The organism is Alkaliphilus pronyensis (assembly GCF_009017275.1).
GTDB lineage: Bacteria > Bacillota > Clostridia > Peptostreptococcales > Natronincolaceae > Alkaliphilus_C > Alkaliphilus_C pronyensis.
On record NZ_WBZC01000010.1, the window covers coordinates 103,385 to 125,895 of the forward strand.

At 32.9% G+C, this 22,511-nt stretch carries 26 protein-coding genes and 1 other annotated feature; of the genes, 20 read left to right on the plus strand and 6 right to left on the minus strand.

Annotation, left to right across the window (positions count from 1 at the left end; translation table 11 throughout):
• Nucleotides 1-91 precede the first annotated feature (91 nt).
• From F8154_RS03230 to F8154_RS03245, 4 genes are all read right to left on the minus strand, one after another.
• The gene (locus tag F8154_RS03230) at nt 92-787 is read right to left on the minus strand and encodes a YheC/YheD family protein (RefSeq protein ID WP_151860150.1); all 696 of its coding nucleotides are present in this window, start codon (nt 785-787) and stop codon (nt 92-94) included.
• 15 nt (nt 788-802) lie between these two features.
• Nucleotides 803-1,204, minus strand: coding sequence for a hypothetical protein (locus tag F8154_RS03235; protein ID WP_151860151.1), 402 nt, complete (start codon nt 1,202-1,204; stop codon nt 803-805).
• 130 nt (nt 1,205-1,334) lie between these two features.
• Nucleotides 1,335-2,606 (minus strand): hypothetical protein, encoded by a 1,272-nt coding sequence (locus tag F8154_RS03240; protein ID WP_151860152.1) that lies wholly within the window; start codon nt 2,604-2,606, stop codon nt 1,335-1,337.
• A 125-nt stretch (nt 2,607-2,731) separates the two neighbouring features.
• Entirely contained in the window at nt 2,732-3,490 is a 759-nt protein-coding gene (locus tag F8154_RS03245) for a CAP domain-containing protein (protein WP_151860153.1), read from the minus strand.
• A gap of 218 nt (nt 3,491-3,708) precedes the next feature.
• Here F8154_RS03245 and F8154_RS03250 point away from each other — a divergent pair, with 218 nt between their 5' ends.
• The 7 genes from F8154_RS03250 to F8154_RS03280 all read left to right on the plus strand — a co-directional run bounded on the left by F8154_RS03250 (nt 3,709) and on the right by F8154_RS03280 (nt 8,180).
• Nucleotides 3,709-3,978 carry a hypothetical protein gene (locus tag F8154_RS03250; RefSeq protein ID WP_151860154.1) on the plus strand — a complete coding sequence of 90 codons (270 nt, stop codon included), beginning with the start codon at nt 3,709-3,711 and terminating at the stop codon, nt 3,976-3,978.
• Nucleotides 3,979-4,005: 27 nt separating this feature from the next.
• On the plus strand, nt 4,006-4,302 hold the full coding sequence (locus F8154_RS03255) for a hypothetical protein (protein WP_151860155.1): 297 nt from the start codon (nt 4,006-4,008) through the stop codon (nt 4,300-4,302).
• A 59-nt stretch (nt 4,303-4,361) separates the two neighbouring features.
• Nucleotides 4,362-4,697, plus strand: coding sequence for a hypothetical protein (locus tag F8154_RS03260; protein WP_151860156.1), 336 nt, complete (start codon nt 4,362-4,364; stop codon nt 4,695-4,697).
• A gap of 159 nt (nt 4,698-4,856) precedes the next feature.
• Complete coding sequence (locus tag F8154_RS03265; RefSeq protein ID WP_151860157.1) at nt 4,857-5,498, plus strand: hypothetical protein; 642 nt, start codon at nt 4,857-4,859, stop codon at nt 5,496-5,498.
• A gap of 170 nt (nt 5,499-5,668) precedes the next feature.
• Entirely contained in the window at nt 5,669-6,991 is a 1,323-nt protein-coding gene (locus F8154_RS03270; protein WP_151860158.1) for a replication-associated recombination protein A, read from the plus strand.
• A gap of 68 nt (nt 6,992-7,059) precedes the next feature.
• Nucleotides 7,060-7,344, plus strand: coding sequence for a DUF3343 domain-containing protein (locus tag F8154_RS03275; RefSeq protein WP_192930138.1), 285 nt, complete (start codon nt 7,060-7,062; stop codon nt 7,342-7,344).
• 209 nt (nt 7,345-7,553) lie between these two features.
• Nucleotides 7,554-8,180 (plus strand): hypothetical protein, encoded by a 627-nt coding sequence (locus F8154_RS03280; RefSeq protein WP_151860160.1) that lies wholly within the window; start codon nt 7,554-7,556, stop codon nt 8,178-8,180.
• Nucleotides 8,181-8,341: 161 nt separating this feature from the next.
• Here F8154_RS03280 and F8154_RS03285 read toward each other — a convergent pair whose 3' ends face one another.
• On the minus strand, nt 8,342-9,169 hold the full coding sequence (locus F8154_RS03285; RefSeq protein ID WP_243141149.1) for a CAP domain-containing protein: 828 nt from the start codon (nt 9,167-9,169) through the stop codon (nt 8,342-8,344).
• Nucleotides 9,170-9,417: 248 nt separating this feature from the next.
• Here F8154_RS03285 and rfbD point away from each other — a divergent pair, with 248 nt between their 5' ends.
• The 13 genes from rfbD (at nt 9,418) to F8154_RS03345 (ending at nt 22,017) form a co-directional block, all read left to right on the plus strand.
• The gene (gene rfbD, locus F8154_RS03290) at nt 9,418-10,251 is read left to right on the plus strand and encodes a dTDP-4-dehydrorhamnose reductase (RefSeq protein WP_151860161.1); all 834 of its coding nucleotides are present in this window, start codon (nt 9,418-9,420) and stop codon (nt 10,249-10,251) included.
• A gap of 204 nt (nt 10,252-10,455) precedes the next feature.
• Complete coding sequence (locus tag F8154_RS03295) at nt 10,456-10,905, plus strand: RrF2 family transcriptional regulator (protein ID WP_151860162.1); 450 nt, start codon at nt 10,456-10,458, stop codon at nt 10,903-10,905.
• Between the two features lie 25 nt (nt 10,906-10,930).
• Nucleotides 10,931-12,109 carry a cysteine desulfurase NifS gene (nifS, locus tag F8154_RS03300; protein ID WP_151860163.1) on the plus strand — a complete coding sequence of 393 codons (1,179 nt, stop codon included), beginning with the start codon at nt 10,931-10,933 and terminating at the stop codon, nt 12,107-12,109.
• 3 nt (nt 12,110-12,112) lie between these two features.
• Entirely contained in the window at nt 12,113-12,553 is a 441-nt protein-coding gene (gene nifU / locus F8154_RS03305) for a Fe-S cluster assembly scaffold protein NifU (RefSeq protein ID WP_151860164.1), read from the plus strand.
• A 92-nt stretch (nt 12,554-12,645) separates the two neighbouring features.
• The gene (locus F8154_RS03310) at nt 12,646-13,212 is read left to right on the plus strand and encodes a PRC-barrel domain-containing protein (protein WP_151860165.1); all 567 of its coding nucleotides are present in this window, start codon (nt 12,646-12,648) and stop codon (nt 13,210-13,212) included.
• Between the two features lie 27 nt (nt 13,213-13,239).
• Nucleotides 13,240-13,398 carry a hypothetical protein gene (locus tag F8154_RS15010; protein WP_192930139.1) on the plus strand — a complete coding sequence of 53 codons (159 nt, stop codon included), beginning with the start codon at nt 13,240-13,242 and terminating at the stop codon, nt 13,396-13,398.
• Nucleotides 13,399-13,479: 81 nt separating this feature from the next.
• Nucleotides 13,480-14,706 (plus strand): AI-2E family transporter, encoded by a 1,227-nt coding sequence (locus tag F8154_RS03315; RefSeq protein ID WP_151860166.1) that lies wholly within the window; start codon nt 13,480-13,482, stop codon nt 14,704-14,706.
• A gap of 103 nt (nt 14,707-14,809) precedes the next feature.
• Nucleotides 14,810-15,002 (plus strand) — a binding site (T-box leader).
• Between the two features lie 60 nt (nt 15,003-15,062).
• Nucleotides 15,063-17,699, plus strand: coding sequence for an alanine--tRNA ligase (gene alaS, locus F8154_RS03320; RefSeq protein WP_151860167.1), 2,637 nt, complete (start codon nt 15,063-15,065; stop codon nt 17,697-17,699).
• A 118-nt stretch (nt 17,700-17,817) separates the two neighbouring features.
• On the plus strand, nt 17,818-18,072 hold the full coding sequence (locus F8154_RS03325) for an IreB family regulatory phosphoprotein (protein WP_151860168.1): 255 nt from the start codon (nt 17,818-17,820) through the stop codon (nt 18,070-18,072).
• A gap of 14 nt (nt 18,073-18,086) precedes the next feature.
• Nucleotides 18,087-20,258, plus strand: a complete 2,172-nt coding sequence (locus F8154_RS03330; protein WP_151860169.1) for an MFS transporter — start codon at nt 18,087-18,089, stop codon at nt 20,256-20,258.
• A gap of 23 nt (nt 20,259-20,281) precedes the next feature.
• Nucleotides 20,282-21,238 (plus strand): aldo/keto reductase, encoded by a 957-nt coding sequence (locus F8154_RS03335; protein ID WP_334296198.1) that lies wholly within the window; start codon nt 20,282-20,284, stop codon nt 21,236-21,238.
• A 14-nt stretch (nt 21,239-21,252) separates the two neighbouring features.
• A complete protein-coding gene (gene ruvX / locus F8154_RS03340) occupies nt 21,253-21,666 on the plus strand; it encodes a Holliday junction resolvase RuvX (RefSeq protein ID WP_151860171.1) in 414 nt (137 codons plus the stop codon).
• 84 nt (nt 21,667-21,750) lie between these two features.
• Entirely contained in the window at nt 21,751-22,017 is a 267-nt protein-coding gene (locus F8154_RS03345) for a DUF1292 domain-containing protein (RefSeq protein ID WP_151860172.1), read from the plus strand.
• Between the two features lie 41 nt (nt 22,018-22,058).
• Here the strand turns inward: F8154_RS03345 and F8154_RS03350 are convergent, their stop codons facing one another.
• Nucleotides 22,059-22,511, minus strand: a complete 453-nt coding sequence (locus F8154_RS03350) for a hypothetical protein (protein WP_151860173.1) — start codon at nt 22,509-22,511, stop codon at nt 22,059-22,061.

A 22,511-nucleotide genomic window follows, 5' to 3' on the forward strand; every position in this document is an offset into this window, starting at 1 on the left:
TTAGTTTTTGGAAGCAAACAACGATGTATACTTTTCAATGATATTATGTTAAAGAATTTTACATTTTGTTACAATAAGATTTTTCTATATACTATGTACTAGATTCATACAGATAAATTGCATACTTAATTAAGTTATAATAAAACTTATAAATATAAGCAGCACCGTAAACCCTATCAAAGGATACCTTAGCAGAAAAGGCGTTACACTCAATAAACCAAAGCTTACCACTATTATCTATCCCAATATCTATAGCTAGTTCACCTGTTGTTCCATAGCTTAATTCTACAGAGCTGTATAGCTTCTTAAGTAGGTCAGCTATATTAGCTTTAATTTCTATAATTTTATTATTACTATATCCTAAAAGCCTACCAAAAGCATAATCAATGCTATAGCAGTATGCATGGGTAGTAATAGGAGAGTTTTTATTACTAACACGAGCCATCATACCATTAATTATGATTTCACCATTGCCATCTCTTTGTAGCTCTCCTCTAACATCAATAACACTATCCTTTACACCTATTAGGTTAATAGAATTTTGAATAATAAAAGCCTCATTGTTGAAAAAAGCTAAAAGCTTATATATTAGGGTGTCAAAATCATCGACTCTATTAATGAAGAGCCTATTTGCAAAATATTTATATTGGTAAGAAAAATCAAGCCTTTCAACAGCTACAACACCTCTACCACCTCCACTTTGACATTTCTTTAGGTATATTTTTTTATGCTTATGAAGTATCCTTTTAATAGTATCGGGATTATCATATAAAACAGTAAAAGGAATATGGGTTCTTAAATCCTAGTACTTAATCAAATCATTATATAACTGCCATTTATCAAAGCTATTTATATAATTTAATGATTTTATACCGAGCTTTTTAATCACTTTTAAGAACACATCTGTTTTGTATGATTTTTTAGAGGGAAAAAGCTTGTATATAATATCAGGTAGTGGGAAATCTTTTTCTAACCAGGTTTTTGAATCATCATCATAATAAATACCTAATACGTAACCCTTATCTATTGTTATATCCGTCATGGCAAAAAAATACATTAACAGATTAAAGCTTTCATTAGCCTTTATTAAAGGTATATGCTTATGAAGTGGTTTTTGCTTTTTAATTAATCTACTTTTATGGTTTTCTTTAATTAATAAACCAATAATAGGTCTTTTAAAGAAAGCCTTATTGCTAATCTGCATATTAAAACACCTCCTAATTAACATTAATAAAGGCAAGACCATAAAGGACTTACCTAAAGTTTGGCTCACTTATTTTCCGCTTAAGAAGCGTGAGGGTTAGTAACACTACTAAATTAAAAATTGGTAACTATTAAGGGTACATTAGCTGGTAGATATTATCTATTTTGTTATTAGTCTTTTCGCATATATTAGATGGTATATTACTGTCATTTGATTTTTGAAGTTCATTTGGTATAGGAGGTAGTTCTTTAGCCAAAGGTTCTTTCATTTTATAATATTTAGTATTCTTAGACTTGCTATTACTATATGATACAGGGTTTGGAGGCAAAGCTACACTACTCTTTGCTGATGGAGGCTGAAATTGATGGAAAGGACCATTACCTGGCACCCTTAAGGGATATTGTAGTCCTTGTGGTGCTTTTTTACTTCCTGCTTCATTATTTTGTTTCATATGAAGATAAACCTTTCTTTTTTTGTGCTTTTTGTGTTTTGGTTTATTTTCCTTTAAATAACTTTTATTGCTTTCATCATCAGCTTTATTGTTGTCAATCTCAATTCTCTCACCTGCATCATTTTCTGATTCTACAAGGGTTGAGGAAGTTGTTATCTCTTCGTTACATTGTTGGGAGCTATGCTTATCACCTTCATTTAATGATAGCTTTAGTTTTTCAAGCTCTTCCTCATAGCCTATCATTTTACTCATTAAGGCTTCTAGCTCTATGTTATTACTGGTGTACAGCTTCTCCTTATAAGAGCTTATAAAATCATTGATTTTTTTCTTATCCTCTATAGAATGTTTTATACCAAGTTCGTCAATTATGCTTTTAACTAAAATCTCACCTAGGTTGGTTAAGTAATCCTCTATTAAAATATTAGAAGAAAGCTCTAATATAATTGAAGGAGTAGTATTACCAAATAAGTATGACCAATATTTTGTGGCCTTCAGCTTTTTCCAACTATCAGCAATCCTATAAGAAAGCTGCTTTTCCCAAAATGCAAACTGCTTAATTATGTTTCTGGTAATAAATGTACTGCTTTCCTCAATATCAAATGGTAGGTATATTGTTATATCTGTTGGCTTCTCACAGAAGTTAAACCCTATAATAATATCAGCAGCAAGGTACTCTAGTGATGCTTTATCGGCAGAACCTTCATCAATAACTATAATAGCCCCTTCCTTTTCGAGGGAAGCTTTAATAGTTTTCATTAAAGAAATAATATCTGCTTGAGGAACTAGAGTTTTTAGAATAATGGTTTTGTTGTATAGAGCAGGTGATATTATTATATTTTCAAAAACCAACTGGTAATTAATTGACATAGAAATACAGGAAGCTATAATACTATCTCTTATACTATTATCGAAATCTATAATTGTCCTATTGTTCCATATTAAACTGCCCATGACTTCCCCACCTTAAAAAGATTTTTATACCATATTATGCAGCAGTTAAAAAAATGTGTAAAAAAAAAGAATTAATTATAGAAAATATCATAATTAATTCTTTATATCATCTATTGTAATATATATCATCTAATAAAAAGCTGAGTTACAACAACCCCATACTTGTCCTTCACTATTCCAAGACCAATGTGTGTGAAGTTAGGATTTAATATGTTAGCCCTATGACCTGTGCTTGCCATTAGAAGGACATGGGCCTTTTTCACATCTCTAGCCTTAGCGAGGTTTTCACCAACTTGAGTAAAGGATATACCTGCATCATAAACCATTTGATAAAAGGATCCATATGTAGGTGAGGTGTGGGAAAAATAATTGTTTTCTACTATATCTACACTTTTTTTATGGGCTACATTTGTAAGCTCTTGGTGTAATTCTAACTCATTTAATCCATTTTTCACTCTTTCTTGATTTACTAGCTCTAGCATTAATTCAACTGAAGAGCTATAGTTTTCTATAGTAGAAGAGCTATTCTCATTATTAGCTGGTTCCTCTGCTTCCTTTTCTATTGGTTTTGTGTCTATAGGTGTATCAGTAGATTGATCTCCCTGTTTGTTTTCTACATAATTGCTCCTTAAGCTACGAATTAAATCGGCAGTTGATGAAAATCCCTTAGAATTTGAAGGCGTTTTTACTGTGGTAGAAGGATTATAAGTAGAGCTATTAGGTGGAGTGGTGTCTTTAGGCGAAGTGGTATTTACTGGATTAGCTTCACCTCTGTTATTTAAGTATTTTTGGAGTCCCCACGAGGCATATACCATACAGCTAGACTGAATAACAATAGTCGAAATGATGGCTAAACTAATGGTTTTCTTAAGTGTCTTTTTCAAGTCAGTTTCCTCCCCTGAATGAATGGAATTTTTAATTACATAAATTTATTATACTATACATAATATAGCAAAGCAAAAGGTTAAATATGGTTATATCAACACATAAAGAGAAACAAAGTTTACATAAAGAAAGCTGTTTTTTTATAGAACTACTGTAACCTATTTATTTAGAAATAATATACTGGAGTATAAATGTTTTTTTATTGGGAGGGAATAATTTGAAGCCAAAAACTAAAATGTATATTGATGCAAGAAACGAAAAAATTCATATGAATGAAACTAAGCAAATAGCCTATAAGATTAACGGTGCCGATGGTGATGAGATTAAGCAAAAAATTTTTGACTCTGTTGGACTACATTCCATAAAGATAGAAATAATTCCAAAAACAGAAAAGGTAATTATAACCTATAATGAAAACTATATTAGTCCCTCATACATGGAATACAAGTTTAATCATAAAGGACTTACCTTTAAGAGAGTAGAGTAGAATTAACAATAATTGGAGGAACACTACATGTCAATTTATAATGTAAATAGATTGTATGATAAAAAACAAGCAATTAATCTAAGACTTACTATAAAAAATATGTTATCACACAATGACTATAATATTATTGTAAAGGAGCTAAAAAAAGTAACAGGAATAAAAGAAATAGCTCCATATAACAATAGCAAGATTCTAAGTATTTCATATTGGCCATCAAGATTAATTTTTGAAAACATATATTATACAATAGGAATACTTGGATATAGAATAGATGCTCCTAAAGCTAAGCTAAACATAAATAATAATAACGTAAAGGGTGGCTGATGTGTAAAAAGAAAATAATCAGACAGGCTGTCTGAATAATCAGTAATAGGAGTGATGAAATGAGCTTATATGAAAAAAGAATTAATAGGGTGTCAGCTAAAATAGATGAATACAGTAAGTCATATGTGCCACCCAGGTATAAGGAGTTACTAGATAAATACATTAAAGAAAGTAGCCACAGTACTGTTACTATGAATATTATGATAACAGATTTATTAACTGAGGAGGATCATTTTGCTATAACATCTGGCCTTAAAGAGTTAAAGGGTATTGATGGTATTGGGGAATTTCAACCTAAAAAGCTAACTGTCAGCTATAATCAAAATGAAACTAGCCTTGAGCATATTGTATTTAAGATTACTCAGCTTGGCTATAGGTATATTAATAGATTCTGAAAAAAGTGCTAAGGGCCAGTATGGCTACAAAAATTTAGTTTTTAACAAAATCTAAAGATTAATATGTTTGTTGTAACACATAGCTAAGGCAATTAATACAATGAAGTAGAAGTAAAAACATAAGCTTGAATTTCTATAAAATGAAAAGGAGGATATTATATGTCTGAAGTAAGTAAAAGTCAAGTACAACCAGGCCAATGTCCTGTTGTTGAAGGTGTACCAGTTTGTCCACCACCAGATAGAGTTGAATGTATAGTTGTGGATAAGGTATATGATAGCTGTTTCCAAATTGATGACAGAACAAGGGAAATATTTACAGATTCAGAGGAATTTGGAGTAGGACTTGAGCTAGGTAGACCAATTCGTTGTTCTTTAACAAGAGGAGAAGAAATATCGTGTACAGAGATTAGTCGTAGGCCAATTGGTGATGGCTTCTTTACAATAGTGCTTTCTGTAAATGTTCCTATTACATTAATTAATCCAGAAGCTACTAATGGTGAAGAAGGGAGAATCGACAGAATATTTACATTTAGTAAAACCGTAACCTTATGTGCCCCTGAAGGTGTTGAAATCGACTGTAGTGAAAGTACAATATTATCCTGCAACTGTGTAGTAACTGACATCGATGATAATGAAGAAGAAATAGAGTTCTTTATAACATGCGATATTCAGGTTTGTATAGTAGTAAAAGCTATTCTTAGGGTTCAACTATTAGTACCTAGCTATGGTTTCTGTGTACCCGCACCCTGTGTAACAATTCCGGGTGTTTGCCCTCCATTACCACCAGATCAGTGCTTCTAGCATAGCTTTTTAGTTAAGAGTCATCTAGTGTATGGCTCTTTTTCTTTTTTACAGGTATGATTTTCATTATTGTAACTGCTTCTTTTGTACTTTAATAAATTACTATAATAACTTATAATAAAAACATAATAAAAATGCTTTAATAACGTCTTTTTGAGGAGTGAAATATAATGGATCTATTTGATATAGTAAAGGATAAAGCGCTGGAAGCTCAAGGACCCTTAGCAGATAAAATGAGACCTAAAAAAATGAGTGAAATAATTGGACAAGAGCATTTGCTGGAAAAGGGAAGATGTTTACATAGGTGTTTAACTGCAAAGCGTTTACCCTCAATAATTCTATGGGGGCCTCCTGGAACAGGGAAAACTACTATTGCTAGGGTTATAGCAAAGGAAGTTGAGGCTGCCTTTTATCAGCTTAATGCAGTAACCTCTGGTGTTAAGGAAATTAGGGAGGTTATTGAGAAAGCAAATAATAACATAGGAATGTATAACAAGAAAAGTATTTTATTTATAGATGAAATACATCGCTTTTCTAAAAACCAACAGGATGCACTATTACCCCATGTTGAAAACGGGTTAATAATATTGATAGGCGCAACCACTGAAAACCCATATTTCCAAGTGAATAGTGCATTAATATCCCGTACCACAGTTTTAAAGCTAGAGCTTCTAAAATCACTAGATATAATACTACTATTGAGGAGGGCACTTAAAGACAAAGAATTTGGATTAGGAGATTTGAATGTAGAGATTACTGATGAGGCAATAGAGCATATAGCTACAATTTCAGGTGGTGATGCAAGAAGAGCTTTAAACGCCTTAGAAATATCTGTACTAAGCACTCCCTTAGATAAGGATATGAAGATATATATTGACTTAAATACTGCACAGGAATCAATTCAGAAAAGGGCTGTTCTATATGATAAGGACGGTGATCAGCATTACGATGTTATATCGGCCTTTATTAAAAGTATTCGTGGTAGTGATCCCGACGCAGCTCTCCACTATTTAGCCAAGATGCTTTATGGAGGAGAAGATCCAGAGTTCATAGCAAGAAGACTTATAATTTCTGCCTCTGAAGACATTGGCAATGCTGACCCAAATGCTTTACAGGTTGCCATATCCGCCCACGAGGCCTTTAAAATTATTGGTATGCCTGAAGGTAGAATACCCCTAGCTCAAGCTACTACATATTTAGCAACTGCTCCTAAAAGTAATGCTGCTTATTTAGGAATTAACATGGCACTACAGGATGTAGAAAAAACACAAACAACCGTACCTATCCATTTAAGAGATTCTAGCTATAGGGGAGCTAAAGCCTTTGGACATGGTGATGGATATAAGTATCCCCATAGCTATCCAAATAACTATATAAATCAGCAATATCAACCCGACAAGCTACTGGGAAAAGTATACTATATTCCATCTGCTAATGGCTATGAGGAAAAAATAATAAGGCATATGGAGTATATTAAAGAGGAAAATGAGTAGTGTTTCTAACGTAACCTATTGATTTTAATTTCATATATTATACTAAGAAATCAATAGGAGGAATGACCGTGGTTAATATTAAAAATACCCTGTATTATATTGCAGTTTTCGAATCAAGAAATCATGCAATATACTTATATCAACATATTAAACGCAATGGAATACATGAATATGAATTAGTATCTACACCATGCCAAATAAAATCTGGTTGTAGCTACTCCTTAAAGTTTAAGAATCTAGAGGATTATAAGTTAGTTCAAGAGGAAGCTCAAAAAATTAAGTGTAAAATTTTATCTGTTTATTCAGTTGAGAAGCTTAAGGGTAAAAGAATACTAAAAAAACTAGCTATTTAAGATATTTGCATATTGTTAACAAGCTCTTAAAGAGTAGCCTCCATATAATTGATATTTACATGTGTAAATAGTATTAATGTAGAGGATTTAACTTGAAAGAACTTGTTTTTTTTTATTTTTGTCACCATATCCCTTTCGGCAGCATATTATGGTATTAGTATGAGTTTTGATACATTTTTGAGTACAATCATTAAAAGGGAGGGAAGTAGATGTCAGATATAGATGTTGAACAAATAGCTTTTCCAGATTTTAAATCAGAATGTATTATTGCAGATAAAATATATGCCCATTGCCAATTGAGGGAGTGCTTTGAAAAGGCTGTAATTGAACTACCTAAGGAGGGTTTATTTGAATTCATAGAAATAAGATTTATGCCTGGAGAATTAGTATTAGGAACACTATTTATTTCTCCCATTGTTAATAGACCAAATTTTAGACGTGTCAGCTTTAGAGTCCTTATACCCTTTGTAGTAAAAGTTAGAAATACTGAAACTAATGAAATAATAGTGTTAAGCAATGAATTACCCGAAATACATAAAGATTTAGTATTATTTATGCCTAAGGCCAGGGACGAATTTAAGTTTGAAATTAAATTAGAAACAGCATCTCAGCTTTTAACAGATGTAACTAAAGAAGGAAATAGCCTAGTATGTGCTATTGGTGTTTTCATAGTTGTTAAGGTAGTAGGTAGGGTACAATTATTAATACCAGTGTTTCAATTTTGTCCTGAACCATCTGAATGTGAAGAGTTTATAGAAGATGAAACAAGCTTTTTGTTTGATACAGCACCATTTCCAGAGCTTTTTCCAAGCCAACTAGAAGATTTTAGATTATAAAGAAAACTTAGTTCAGATGGAGTTTTAACTCCACCTGAACTCTAGTTGCACTTATTTCGAAGCTTGGCGGCACTTATCTCCCGCTTAAGAAGCGGGAGTGTTAGTAACGCCGCTGAGATAAAAAAAACTGCCGACTGGCAGTTTTTTTTATAGCAACTTATTTACTTTGTTATAAACATTTGTGTGTAGTATCCATTATGAATACCTATTCCAATATGAGTAAAGCTTGGGTTAAGAATATTTTTTCTATGACCATCAGAGTTCATTAATGCATTGTGAGCTGATTCTACACTACTATGCATTGCAATATTCTCTCCTGCTCCTCTAAACTGTATTCCAAAGTCACGCATCATATCAAATGGAGAACCATAGGTTGGTGATTGATGGGAGAAATATTTGTTATCGTGCATGTCTTTAGACTTAACTCTAGCAACATAAGACAAATCTACATCTATTTTCAGTGGCGTTACTCCTGCCTTTTCTCTTTCAGAATTAACTAATTCTATCATCTTGATTTCATTAGCAGTTAATGAATGTCTTTCATTTTCCACTGGCTCCTCTGGTGTTGGAGCAGGTGCTGGCTCTGGTGTTGGAGCAGGTGCTGGCTCTGGTGTTGGAGCTGGTGCTGGCTCTGGTGTTGGAGCTGGTGTTGGCTCTGGTGCTGGAGCTGGTGTTGGCTCTGGTGCTGGAGCCGGTGTTGGCTCTGGCGTTGGAGCAGGTGCTGGTGTAGGTGTTGGTTCTGGTTGGGGCATTGGAGTTACTGGTTGAAATTTTCCCCACCTATTAATTACATTATTAAATCTAGTATTAATATTTAATCCTCTCATATTAAAACTAAATACAGTTCTTAGGTTACCTACACTTATAAATCTTACTTGATTACACTCCTTATAATCTGAAGCTCCACTGACAGGTAGTGTTGCTGTTAGGAACAGGGCGATAACTAGGGCCATGATTAATAGTTTCTTAGAAAATATATTCTTTAACATAAAATCATCCTCCTTTTTTAAACTTGTATACTATGTTACAGGTTTGTAACAAAGCAATCAATCCACAATATATGGCTTAGGATATAGATAACGGAAAGAGGGGAAAAGGTTGGATAGCAGAAGTGGATTCAGGATTTCTATTTCTAAAAATTTAGGCATATAATAGTTTAATAAGAACTTGTAGCTATAGTATTAGCCAATTATTTCTATTGATATTATTTTTAATATAAGCAATGGGGGGAAGTAAAGTGAAGATTTGTATTATAGGTGGTACTGGTCAACTTGGCTATGAATTAAATAAAGTGTTTAAAGATAAAGATATAATTAGTATAGGAAAAAAGAATTTAGATATTACAAATAAAGCTGAAACTGTAAAGCTTATAAAGGATATTAACCCACAATGGGTAATACATGCAGCCGCATTTACAAATGTCGATAAGTGTGAGGAAAGACAAGAAATAGCCTTTCAAGTAAATACAATAGGTACAGAAAATGTAGTAAAGGCTGTGAATAATATAAAGAGCAATTTAATATACATCAGCTCAGATTATGTATTTGATGGTAATAAGGGTAGACCCTACGATGAAAAAGACCAACAAAATCCAGTAAACATATATGGAAAATCTAAATATTTAGGAGAACTTGAGGTTATAAACAATCTAAATAGCTACTATATAGTTAGAACCTCATGGTTATATGGCTATAAAGGAAATAATTATGTTCAAACTATTCTAAATCTAACAAATCATAATACTATAATTAATGCTGTTGATGATCAAATAGGCTGTCCAACCTTTACTTTAGACCTAGCAAATGCAATAAAAGCATTAATTGATAGTGAAGGAGAGTTTGGCATTTATCATTTAACTAACGATGGTAGCTGTACCTGGTATGAGTTTGCAGAGGAGATATGTAAGCTAAGAAATATAAATGCTAGAATTATTCCTATTAAAACTGATGAATTAAGACGTAAAGCTCCAAGACCTAAAAACTCGTCCCTAAAAAACAACTCTTCAATTAAGCTAAGACATTGGAAGGAGGCACTAAACCAGTTTTTAGTAAGTATAAATAATAATAAGTAATTAGTATATTGAATAGTAAGTTGATATAATAGATGGGTCAGTTGAATTATAGCTGGCCTTTTTATATTACTCAAATATGATTATGTTAAGAAAGTAAAAAAGTTAAATAATAATTAAAATAATTGTAATGTTGACAAGATTAGTAGGGTATAATATACTTAAAATAATCCCAATCAATCTACTAGGGATTAAAGGAGTGAAAAAATGAAGCTTTCAACAAAAGGTAGATACGGTCTTAAAGCAATGTATGATTTAGCTATTAATTATGGAGAGGGTCCTATTACATTAAAAAACATTGCAGAGCGACAGCGAATATCAGATCACTATCTTGAGCAGCTAATAGCAACATTGAGGAAGGCTGGCCTAGTAAAAAGCGTCAGAGGAGCCCATGGTGGATATATGCTGGCTTCATCACCTGATAAGATTACTGTCGGAGAAATCATTAGAACTCTAGAGGGTCCCCTTGGTCCTTCTGAATGTGTTTTAGAAGGAGATCCAAGCTTCTGTGATAATGCAGAATGTTGTGTGACTCGGGTAGTGTGGGAAAAAATTAGAATAAGCATAAGCGAAGTTATTGACTCCATATCCCTACAGGATATGGTTAATGATTACCATAAATTAAAAGACAAAGACCATTATATGTATTACATATAATCTTTATAAGTGAGGAGTGAAGGAAATGAAGAAAAGGGTTTATTTAGATTATTCAGCAACAACCCCACTGAAGCAGGAGGTATTAGATGCAATGTTACCTCATTTTAATGCTAGCTTTGGTAACCCTTCAAGTATATATACCTACGGTAGAGAGAGCAAAAACGCTATAGATAATGCTAGAGATATTATTGCTAAATCTATAAATGCAAAATCTGATGAAATATTTTTTACTGGAGGGGGCTCTGAGTCCGATAACTGGGCAATAAAAGGGATTGCTTATGGAAATAAACATAAAGGTAAGCATATTATAACCTCAAAAATTGAGCATCATGCTGTTCTTCATACCTGTGAATACCTTGAAAAAGAAGGTTTTGAGGTGACCTATTTAAAGGTTGATGAGTATGGCTTAGTCAATCTACAGGAGCTTAAAGAAGCCATTCGTTCAGATACAATACTTATTTCCATTATGTTTGCCAATAATGAAATAGGTACAATACAGCCAATTAAAGAAATTGCAGAAATAGCCAATTCAAAGCAAGTATACTTCCATACAGATGCTGTTCAAGCCTTTGGCAATATTAAAATTGATGTAAAGGAGCTAGGTATCGATCTTATGTCAATATCAGCCCATAAAATATATGGACCAAAGGGTACTGGTGCATTATATATTAAGAAGGGTGTTAAGCTTCATCAGCTAATTCACGGTGGTGCTCAAGAAAAAAAGCGTAGAGCTGGTACAGAGAATGTACCAGGTATTGTTGGATTCGCTAAGGCTGCTGAGTTAGCCCATGAAAATTTTGACGAGCATATTAAGCATTTAACTTCATTAAGGGATAAACTTATTGCAGGCTTAAAGGAGAAAATCGAATATATTCATTTAAATGGCCATCCAACCAAAAGGCTACCAGGAAATGTAAATTTCAGCATAGAGTTTATAGAAGGGGAATCCCTTTTGCTTAGCCTAGATATGGTAGGTATTGCCTGCTCCAGTGGCTCGGCCTGCACATCTGGCTCTTTAGATCCTTCTCATGTTCTAATGTCCATTGGTTTAACCCATGAGCTAGCCCACGGGTCACTAAGATTAACTATTGGAGACTTTACAACAGAAGAGGATATTGAATATGTAATTAATCAGCTGCCACCAATTGTGGAGAAGTTAAGACAAATGTCTCCACTTTATGAGAAGGTAAAAGGAGGAAATTAAAAAATGTATAGCGATAAAGTTATGGAGCATTTCATGAACCCCAGAAATGTTGGTGAAATAGAAAATCCCGATGCAGTTGGGCAAGTAGGAAACCCTAAGTGTGGAGATATAATGAAAATGTACTTAAGGATAGAAAATGACGTAATTACAGACGTCAAATTCAAAACCTTTGGGTGTGGCTCTGCAATAGCTACCTCTAGTATGGCAACAGAAATGATAAAAGGAAAAACAGTACAAGAGGCTTTAAATCTATCTAATAAAGCAGTTGCAGAAGCTCTTGACGGCCTACCACCTGTAAAAATGCATTGTTCTGTATTGGCAGAGCAAGCGGTTAAATCTGCTATATATGATTATGCCAAAAAAAATAATAAGCAATATGAAGGTCTTGAGGGCTTTGATCCAAATGAAGAGCATGATCATCATCATCATGGGGATGAAGAATAATAAATAGTAAAAGTAAAAAATGCAGGTATTACCTGCATTTTTTTTATTTAATAAAGAAAAATATAAATAAGATAAAAAAAAGAGGGATATATATGGTAATTAATAGTGAATTAATTGGATTAGCATTATTTAATAGGGGGGATAAAAAATTAAATTATTATATTAAAGGTAGCCTTTATAGGTCAAAACCATTAAAAATCATTGGTTTTACTTTAGATAAAAAATGCAAAGGAATGAAGGATACCTACTTTATTCCATTTAAAAAAATAACGGCCTTTGCAACCAATGGAGTTAAAATATCTTCAGAGAAGGATATAGTGCAACCAGAGCAAATACCTGATGTAGAGGCTGCAATTGAAAAAAATCTTCAAATTATAGGTATGGAGATTAAAACTACAGAGGGTGAGCTTATAGGTATAGTCAAGGATACTGTTTTTGATAATAAAAGCGGTGATGTAATAGGATATATTGCCAGTGAAGGAGTTTTAACTGATCTTATGGAGGGCTACAGTTATTTATCTATAAGGAATTGCAACTTAGATTTAAAGTGTAACTGCTTAATAGTTAATAAGGATTTTAAAAATGTTTTAATACATCATCCATTAGGTGGCTTGAAAAAAATACTTGGTATAGATCCATTAAATCAGCAAAAACTATAAGAGAATAGCTGTAAAGGAGATGATAATGTGAATCGCTCAATGATGATGGGTTTAATCACGGGAGGACTTTTAGGAGCTACTGTAGGAATTTACGCAGTGTCTAATATGAGTCCTAAAGATAAAAGAAGAACTATGAAAAGAACAAAAAAAATGTTGTCTAAAGCAATGATGATGAATTTTATGTAAAAGCAGCTTTTATAAGCTGTTTTTCTTTTAAATTGATATAAACTTATTTCCTTGAATATATTATATTAGAGGTGATAAATATTGACTCCCTTAGAGGTCTTATCCAATAGCGTTAAAAGCTTTGCAGAAAAAACCTATTTTCAAAATTTTTTTAACATATTAATGCAGCTGTTTTTATTAGTGCTTTTAGGCTTTATCATATACTTCCTTGTACATATTGGAAATAAATACGTAGATTCAAATAAAAGAGTAGATATTAAAAGAAGACAGGTTATATACTTCACTTTTTTTATAATATTCTTAATGATTTTTGTTTTTGTGTTTCAAATACGTGGTTTTTTGATTGAGATATTGTACCCCTTCATATTGGGTATTATATTGGCTTACACCCTTAATCCTTTTGTAAAGTATTTAAGCATAAGGGGTATAAAGAGAGTATGGGGAGTTCTGATAATATATTTATCAATATCAATAATCATTTTTTTAATTTCTATAACTATGGTTCCTAGAATTGTTTCTGAGGTAAAAAATCTATTGGAGGTACTGCCTAAATATGGTAATGAAACCTATGATTACTTCAATGATATACTTATTCACTACAACAGAAATATTGCTAATTTACCACCTGAGTTTGATGGATTAAAAGAGATATTAGATGTAAACATAAATCGTATACAAAAGGCAACATTTAATGTATTAACCTCTATAACTAACGGGCTTTTGGGTATGTTTTCAAGGATAGTAGGTCTTATATTAATTCCCATTTTGGGCTTTTATTTCCTAAAGGATGCTGAAGACTTCAAGAAAGCGTTAGTACTATTAATACCAAGTAAGTCGAGAAAAGCTGTATTAGTAATAATGAAGGATATTGATTTTGTACTAGGAGGCTTCATAAGAGGACAATTGATTGTAGCAGCCCTAGTGGGTTTAATGACTACATTAGTTTTAATAGTTATGGGGGTAGAGTTTGCAGTTTTAGTAGGCTTAATAGCAGGCTTAGCAAATATTATTCCTTACTTTGGCCCAATAATTGGTATTGTGCCTGCTGTAATATTTGCATTATTAGATAATCCTATGAAGGCAATCTGGGTTATAGTAGCCTTTACAATTATTCAACAGATAGAAAGTGCCATATTATCACCTAAAATAGTAGGAAAAAGTGTTGGAATACACCCCATTTGGGTTTTATTAGCCCTGTTAATTGGAGGAAGGCTATATGGTCTTGTTGGGTTATTACTAGCTGTACCAACTGCGGGGGTATTAAAAGTATTAGCTAAACACCTAATTAACTACGTAATTAAAATGTAATTAAAGAAATTCTTATTAAACGATTAAGCTTTATAGAAAAAGTTGTAATTTAGAATATTGACAAAATATGTGAAACCTATTATAATTGCTTGTAAATTAATAAATATAATGGAATAAGAGAAATAGTAATATGATTGATTTCTTATAGAGAGGGGGCTCTAGGCTGTGAAGCCCCTAGATAAGTCATATGAAGCTGTCTCGGAGGGGTAACTACTATCCTCATTTCCTTATAATTGAGTTTAAAGCGACCTTTATGGTAATTAGGGTGGTACCGCGGGTGTTATCTCGTCCCTAAAATATTATGATGGTGGCTTTTTTGCATTATATTACTATTAAAACCGAAGGAGGATTTTAAGATGAAGAAGCTAGGTGTAAATGAGATTAGAAGCCTTTTTTTAGATTTTTTCAAAGAAAAGGATCATCTAATTGTTTCAAGCTATCCACTTGTACCTGAAAATGACAAAAGCCTGCTTTTAATAAACGCTGGAATGGCACCATTAAAGCCATATTTTGCAGGTCTTGAGGAACCACCAAATAAAAGAATGGCCACCTGTCAAAAGTGTATAAGAACTGGTGACATAGAGAATGTTGGTAAAACTGCAAGACATGCTACTTTTTTTGAGATGCTGGGGAATTTTTCTTTTGGAGATTACTTTAAAACAGAATCTATATTATGGGGCTGGGAATTTGCAACAGAATACTTAAAAATGCCTATTGATAAGCTTTGGGCAAGTGTATACCATGAGGATGACGAAGCCTATGATATATGGAACAAAAAGGTAGGTCTACCACCAGAAAAAATAGTACGACTTGGTAAAGAGGATAATTTTTGGGAAATAGGCTTAGGACCCTGTGGTCCCTGCTCAGAAATTTATTATGATAGAGGGGAAAAATACGGATGTGACTCTGCTGACTGTAAACCAGGCTGTGAATGTGACCGATATATTGAGTTTTGGAATCATGTATTTACTCAATTCGACAAGGATGAAGCTGGTAATTATAACCTGCTACCTAATCCCAATATTGATACTGGTATGGGCTTAGAAAGGGTTGCATGCATTATGCAGGATGTTGATTCAATTTATGATATTGATACAATGTCCTATATACTAAAAAAGGTATGTGAAGAATTAGGGATAAAATATAAAGAAAATGTAAAAAATGATATATCTATATGTATAATAACAGATCATATTCGCTCTATATCATTTTTAATAAGCGATGGAGTTATACCAAGTAATGAGGGTAGGGGCTATGTATTAAGAAGATTACTAAGGAGAGCAGCAAGACATGGAAAGCTTCTAGGAAAAAATGACCTCTTCCTGTATAAATTAGTTGATGCTGTTATTGATATGTTTGGAGATGCTTATGAAGAGCTTAAGGAAAAGAAAAGCTATATTAAAAAGGTTATTGAGGTTGAAGAAGAGCGTTTCCAAGAAACAATTAATCAAGGTTTAGAAATTCTAAATGGCTATATTTTAGATATGGAGAAATCAGATGAGATAAACCTATCAGGAGAAAAAGCCTTTAAGCTTTATGATACCTTTGGATTCCCACTAGAGCTAACAAAGGAAATATTACAGGAAAAAGGTATGGACTTAAAAGAAGATAGCTTTCAAGAGGAGATGGCAAAGCAGAGAAGTAGAGCTCGAAGTGCTAGAACAGATGTAGATACAAAAGGATGGAAGGAAGATGTACTTGCTTCTATTAATAAAGACCTTCAATCTAATTTTATTGGTTACGAAGAAACAGAAACCAAAACTACAGTTATAGCAATTATTAAAGATAACAAGCTAGTTGAGGAGGCCACATCAGAGGAAGAAGTAATAGTTATTTTAGAAGATACACCCTTTTATGGAGAAGGTGGAGGACAGGTAGGAGATTGTGGAGAGTTAATTAATGATTCTTTTACAGGGCTAGTAGCTACAGCAAAGAAGGCTGCTAATGATACTGTACTACACTATGTTAAAGTAACAGACGGTGCTCTGAAAAATGGTGAGGTTGTAAGGGCAAGGGTATCTAAGGAGCAAAGACATAACACTGCTAGAAATCACACAGCCACACATTTACTTCACAGGGCTTTAAAGTCTTTAATTGGAGATCACATTCAGCAGGCAGGTTCATTAGTTACACCAGATAGATTACGCTTTGACTTTACACATTTTGAGCCACTAAAAACAGAGGAGCTTAAAGCCATAGAAAAAGAAATAAATGATAGAATTATGGAGGCTCTAAAGGTTAAGGTTTTTCAAGACACATTACAGGAGGCAAAAAAGCAAGGAGCAGAAGCGCTATTTGGTGAAAAGTATGGGGACCTTGTTAGGGTAGTTAAAACTGGTGACTACAGCACTGAGCTTTGTGGTGGTACCCATGTAAATAATACAAGTGAAATTGGATTATTTGTGTTGATCAGCGAAGGGGGAATAGCTGCAGGAGTTAGAAGGATAGAGGCAATAACAGGTAAAGAGGCATACAAATACTTTAAAGAGCAACAAAACACCTTAAATACAGTATCGGAGCTAATTAAGGCTCAACAGGGTCAAGTATTGAATAGAATAGAAGCATTAGTAAATGATTTAAGGGAAAAGGATAGAGAAATAAGCAAATTAAAGGATCAGCTGGCTAATTCCTCAATAGATGAAATACTATCAAATTCTATAGTTATTAATGATAAGACAATTTTTATTAATAATGTTGGAGATGCTAGTATGGATGATTTAAGAAAGCTAACGGATTCTTTAAAGGAAAGGCTTGAGAGTGGTGTTATTATTTTATCTGCTGTAAAGGATGGGAAGGTAAGCTTTGTTGCATCCGTTACAAAGGATTTGATTTCTAAAGGTATAAAAGCTGGTAATCTTGTTAAAGAGGCTGCAAAAATAACTGGTGGCGGCGGTGGTGGTCGTCCAGATATGGCTCAAGCAGGTGGTAAAGACACTAGTAAAGTAAATGAAGCTTTGGCTACCGTAAAAAAGCTGCTGCAAGAGTTACTATAATACTAATCTAAGGAGTATGCTTGCAAAAAACATACTCCTTTAAATTATATTAAAATTGAGACATAAGGATATAATATGGTAAAATAATAATATCTTAAGAAGAAGGGAGAATAATAAGATGACGGATAAAATGAATTTTACAATGAAGTTCAATTTGGATAAAGAAAAGGAAAAAAAAGCTAGAGAGATCATAACAGTAGTATATAAAGCACTTGAGGAAAAGGGCTATAATCCAGTAAACCAATTTATAGGTTATATTCTATCGGGAGACCCTACATATATAACAAATCATAATGATGCAAGAAGTATTATTAGAAAAATAGAAAGAGACGAGCTACTAGAGGAGCTGTTAAGATCTTATTTAGACAAATAGGAGAGAGATAGGATTTGAAGACTTTTAAGGTTCTACTATGTACAGTTTTACTTATGGTATTTACATTTACCAGTATAAGTAATGGAGCTTCTTCACAGGTAGTTGATAAGGTTGTTATGGTTATATTAAACAGATGTAGCCTTCAGCAGCTTGAATCAATGCCTCAAATAAAGCATATGATTGATAATGGATATATTGGACTTATGAATACACGGGTATCAGGAAGGAACAGTGAAGCCAAAGGATATGCAACTATTGGCTGGGGTACCCGTGCAGAGGCATCACAGGATACATCTATCTTTCACAATATAGATGATAATGCTTCTAAAATATATACCAGAAGAACAGGGGATATATTACCAGAAGAAGGTATTGTGAATATTGATATTAATATGCTTAAGGAGTTAAATAGTAGAGGTGATTTTAATCCAGCTGTTGGCTCATTAGGACATCAGCTAAAAGAAAGCAGTCTTAAAACTGCCCTTATAGGAAACAGTGATACCGATGAAAGAAAAAACAGAGCAGCAGGCTATATTGCTATGGATAATAAAGGGTATATTGACATGGGGGCTACAGATGAAGGTGCAACGGTAAAGGATATTAACAGACCCTATGGAGTAAAGACTGATTTTAATGGGATCCTTTCAATTTATGATAAGGTTCAAGATAAGGCAAGCTTTATTGTAATTGAAACTGGTGATACCAACAGACTAGAGGACTATAAGAAAAACTTAACACCAAAAGCCTACAATGGCTTAAGTGAAATAACACTTAACGAAATAGATAATTTCGTAAAAGAGCTTGTAAATACAATAGATTTTAATAAAACTATGATTATGCTAGTAACTCCATATCCTTCTGATAAATCAGCAGAAAAGGGTGATCGGCTTACACCTGTTGTTTTTTATTTTGGTGGCGATGAAGGTGGACTGCTAACCTCAAATACAACTAGACGAAAGGGCATAATCGCCAATATCGATATTGCCCCCAGTGTTTTAAGCTACTTAAATAATAATCCAATAAAAAACATGACAGGTAGAGAGGTAGAGCTAATTACTAGCACTGACAACTTAGAATATATTAAAAATTTGAATAATAGAGTTGTTAATACTTCAGTTCAGAGATATAGAGTATTATATACCTTTGCTATTTACCAAATGCTTGCTTCAGTATTGGCACTTTTAGCTATAATATTCCGTAAAAAGATATGTAATTCAAAAAGAGAGCTTATATCTCTTATTTTATTGGGAACAATTATAGCCCCCTTAGTCTTTTTGATAATGCCAATATTTGGATCAAACCATATTTTAGTTACATATTTGCTTCTGGTGACAATTTCTACTTTTATGGTTTTAGCTATAAGCAATCTGTTTAAAAATTCCCCCATAAGCATAATTGCTTTTACTACAGCCATAACCTTATTTGCTTTATTGGTGGATATATTCTTGGGTCAAGCCTTAATAAAAAACTCAATTATGGGCTATGACCCCATAATAGGAGCAAGATATTATGGTATTGGTAACGAGTACGCAGGCATACTAATTGGTTGCAGTCTAATTTTTACAACTGCATTAATTCAAAAAAATTCTTCATACAAAAGGCTTGTACCCATACTATATTTTATAATAGTTATAGCTATTGGGTTACCTTTATTTGGAGCAAATGTTGGAGCAACAATAACTGCTACAGCATCCTTTCTATTTGTAGGCTACAGAGTGTTTACAAATAAATGTAAGATAAAAAACTTAGCATTTATAGGTGTGTTTGTAGTCCTTGTTGTTACAATTATGGCACTTATAGACTTGTTTCTGTTGGAGAGTAAGTCCCATTTAGCAGAAGCTATTAAGCAAATACTTAATGGTGGGCCAATTGTAATACTTGATATTATAACAAGGAAAATAGCAATGAATATTAGAGTTATGGGGGTTACAATTTGGAGTAGGGTTTTATTAATTGCAGTGGCAATACTTGGAGTGTTGTTTTATAAACCAATAGGATTATTTAAGAGAATAGCAGCCTTATATCCCCAGCTAGCAAAGGGCTGGAGTGGTATTATACTGGCTTGTGGAATAGGATTTTTAGTAAATGATTCTGGAGTTGTGACAGCAGCAATGTCTATAATTTACTTAACCACTACAATTCTTTATCTATTATTAAACGACATTAAGGCAAAGGATATTATTTAATACATTTATCTCATTATTCTGGGGTGATTTATTTGAAAAAGAAATTACTAGGCAATACAGGTTTGTTAGTTTCTAATATATGCTTTGGAAGCTTAACTATGGGACCACTTCAAAAGAACTTAAGCCCACAGAAGGGATGTCAGCTACTTAAGTATGGCTTTGATAGGGGAATTAACTTTATAGATACAGCTGAATTGTATGAAACCTACCCACATATAACCTTGGCCTTAAAGGGTTATAATAGAAATAATATTGTTATAGGGACTAAATCCTATGCATATTCTAAGGATTCTGCTGAAAAAAGCTTAAGAAAAGCACTAGAGGAAATGGAGCTAGACTATATTGATATTTTTCTTTTACATGAACAGGAGAATGAGCATACATTAAAAGGACACTATGAGGCCCTTGAATATTTTGTCAAAATGAAGGAAAAGGGTTATATAAAAGCTATTGGTATTTCTACACATCATATAGCAGCTATAAAGGCTAGTCTTTCTATAAAGGAAATTGAGGTGCTTCATCCAATAGTTAATATATCAGGCTTAGGAATTCAAGATGGGACAATAGAAGAAATGCTTCTAGCCTTAGAGTCTGCAAAAAAAGCAGGTAAGGGCATATATGGAATGAAACCCCTTGGTGGAGGAAATCTACTAAAAAGCTTTAAAGAGTGCTTTAAGTTTGTACTTCAGTTAAAATCCTTAGATTCAATAGCTATTGGTATGCAAAGTATTGAAGAAATTGATATGAATGTTACGATAGTTAATGAAGGGTTAGAAGCTTTAGCAGATATTGAAATTAATTTTGATAATAAAAGACTCAATATTGCCTATTGGTGTGAAGGCTGCGGTAAGTGTATAGAGGGTTGTAGTCACAGTGCATTAAGCTTAACTAATAATCAGCTTATCATAAATCATACTAAATGTGTTCTATGTGGTTATTGTTCTAAGCATTGCCCTCAGTTCTGCATTAAAGTTGTCTAAAGAGGAGGATTTAAATGACTAGAGTAATGGGATTAGATGTAGGGGATAAAACTATTGGTGTTGCGGTCAGCGATCCTTTAGGGTGGACAGCTCAAGGAATAGAAACAATTCAAAGGATAGGAATAAAAAAGGATCTTCAACGATTAGAGGAAGTAATTAAAGGGTATGAGGTTAATGTAATAGTTGTTGGACTACCTAAAAATATGAATGGAAGTATTGGTCCTCAAGGTGAGAAGGTATTAGAATTTACTGAAAGACTAAAAAAAAGATTTAATATAGAAGTAATGCTATGGGATGAGAGACTAACTACTGTTGCTGCAGAAAGAGCCTTGATTAAAGCTGATGTAAGTAGAAAAAAAAGAAAAAAAGTAATTGATAAAATGGCAGCTGTTTATATTTTACAAGGATACCTAGATAGCAAAAAATAAATAATATTAAGTAAATAGTATTTTTTTAATCATTATTAGTATATAATACAAATGTGTGAATTCAATAAGGAAAGGAGTAATAAAATGGAAGAGCGAGATAATATAATTTCTTTAGTTGATGAAGAAGGTAATGAAGAGGATTTTGAGGTGTTAATGACCCTTGAAGTGGAGGATAGTGAATACGCAATTTTAATGGCCCTTGAATCCAATGAAGATGATGAGGCATACATATTTAAGATATTAAATGAAGAAAACGATGAATATACATTAGTTGCAATTGAAGATGATGAAGAATACGAGAATGTAATAGCTGCTTATGAAGCTATTATTGATGAAGAAGGGGAAGAGTAAAACAAAACCCTTAAAAGGGTTTTGTTATAGGAGGTGGACCTTTACCAAGTCCATCTTTTCTTTTTATTAATTGAAAAACTAGAAATAAAAGCAATTACAAAAGTTATTGTAATAAAAAAACTAAAGAGATAAGTAGCAAGCTGAGTATCTAAGCCAGATAATCCTATACCCTCCTTAAAAATAATAGGTGGTAAGCTAATTAATCTGTCTATACCTATAAAATATACTAATATAGAAGATAATAGTATAGGTGTTAAGATAACGGCAGCAGTAGAAAACATAAAGGATAAGAACCTTACCTTGTCTTTATATCCTCTAACAAAACCAATTATACCTCCTAATAAAGCTAAAACAAGAAAAGCATAGGATGGATTAAATAGTGCTTCAATATCAGGGTATAATTCATTTAATAAAATGGTTAAGGTAATACCTAGTATAAATCCTAAAAACAAACCATGAATAGTATGAAGAAAAAGAACCTTAGTTGTTTTCAT

Bases quoted from the DNA above. Each gene is read 5' to 3' on its own strand.
- F8154_RS03235 (WP_151860151.1), bottom strand. From the start codon at position 1,204: ATGCAGATTAGCAATAAGGCTTTCTTTAAAAGACCTATTATTGGTTTA.
- F8154_RS03240 (WP_151860152.1), bottom strand. From the start codon at position 2,606: ATGGGCAGTTTAATATGGAACAATAGGACAATTATAGATTTCGATAAT.
- F8154_RS03255 (WP_151860155.1), top strand. From the start codon at position 4,006: ATGTCAATTTATAATGTAAATAGATTGTATGATAAAAAACAAGCAATT.
- F8154_RS03260 (WP_151860156.1), top strand. From the start codon at position 4,362: ATGAGCTTATATGAAAAAAGAATTAATAGGGTGTCAGCTAAAATAGAT.
- F8154_RS03265 (WP_151860157.1), top strand. From the start codon at position 4,857: ATGTCTGAAGTAAGTAAAAGTCAAGTACAACCAGGCCAATGTCCTGTT.
- F8154_RS03270 (WP_151860158.1), top strand. From the start codon at position 5,669: ATGGATCTATTTGATATAGTAAAGGATAAAGCGCTGGAAGCTCAAGGA.
- F8154_RS03280 (WP_151860160.1), top strand. From the start codon at position 7,554: ATGTCAGATATAGATGTTGAACAAATAGCTTTTCCAGATTTTAAATCA.
- F8154_RS03285 (WP_243141149.1), bottom strand. From the start codon at position 9,169: ATGTTAAAGAATATATTTTCTAAGAAACTATTAATCATGGCCCTAGTT.
- F8154_RS03295 (WP_151860162.1), top strand. From the start codon at position 10,456: ATGAAGCTTTCAACAAAAGGTAGATACGGTCTTAAAGCAATGTATGAT.
- nifS (WP_151860163.1), top strand. From the start codon at position 10,931: ATGAAGAAAAGGGTTTATTTAGATTATTCAGCAACAACCCCACTGAAG.
- nifU (WP_151860164.1), top strand. From the start codon at position 12,113: ATGTATAGCGATAAAGTTATGGAGCATTTCATGAACCCCAGAAATGTT.
- F8154_RS03310 (WP_151860165.1), top strand. From the start codon at position 12,646: ATGGTAATTAATAGTGAATTAATTGGATTAGCATTATTTAATAGGGGG.
- alaS (WP_151860167.1), top strand. From the start codon at position 15,063: ATGAAGAAGCTAGGTGTAAATGAGATTAGAAGCCTTTTTTTAGATTTT.
- F8154_RS03325 (WP_151860168.1), top strand. From the start codon at position 17,818: ATGACGGATAAAATGAATTTTACAATGAAGTTCAATTTGGATAAAGAA.
- ruvX (WP_151860171.1), top strand. From the start codon at position 21,253: ATGACTAGAGTAATGGGATTAGATGTAGGGGATAAAACTATTGGTGTT.
- F8154_RS03345 (WP_151860172.1), top strand. From the start codon at position 21,751: ATGGAAGAGCGAGATAATATAATTTCTTTAGTTGATGAAGAAGGTAAT.
- F8154_RS03350 (WP_151860173.1), bottom strand. From the start codon at position 22,511: ATGAAAACAACTAAGGTTCTTTTTCTTCATACTATTCATGGTTTGTTT.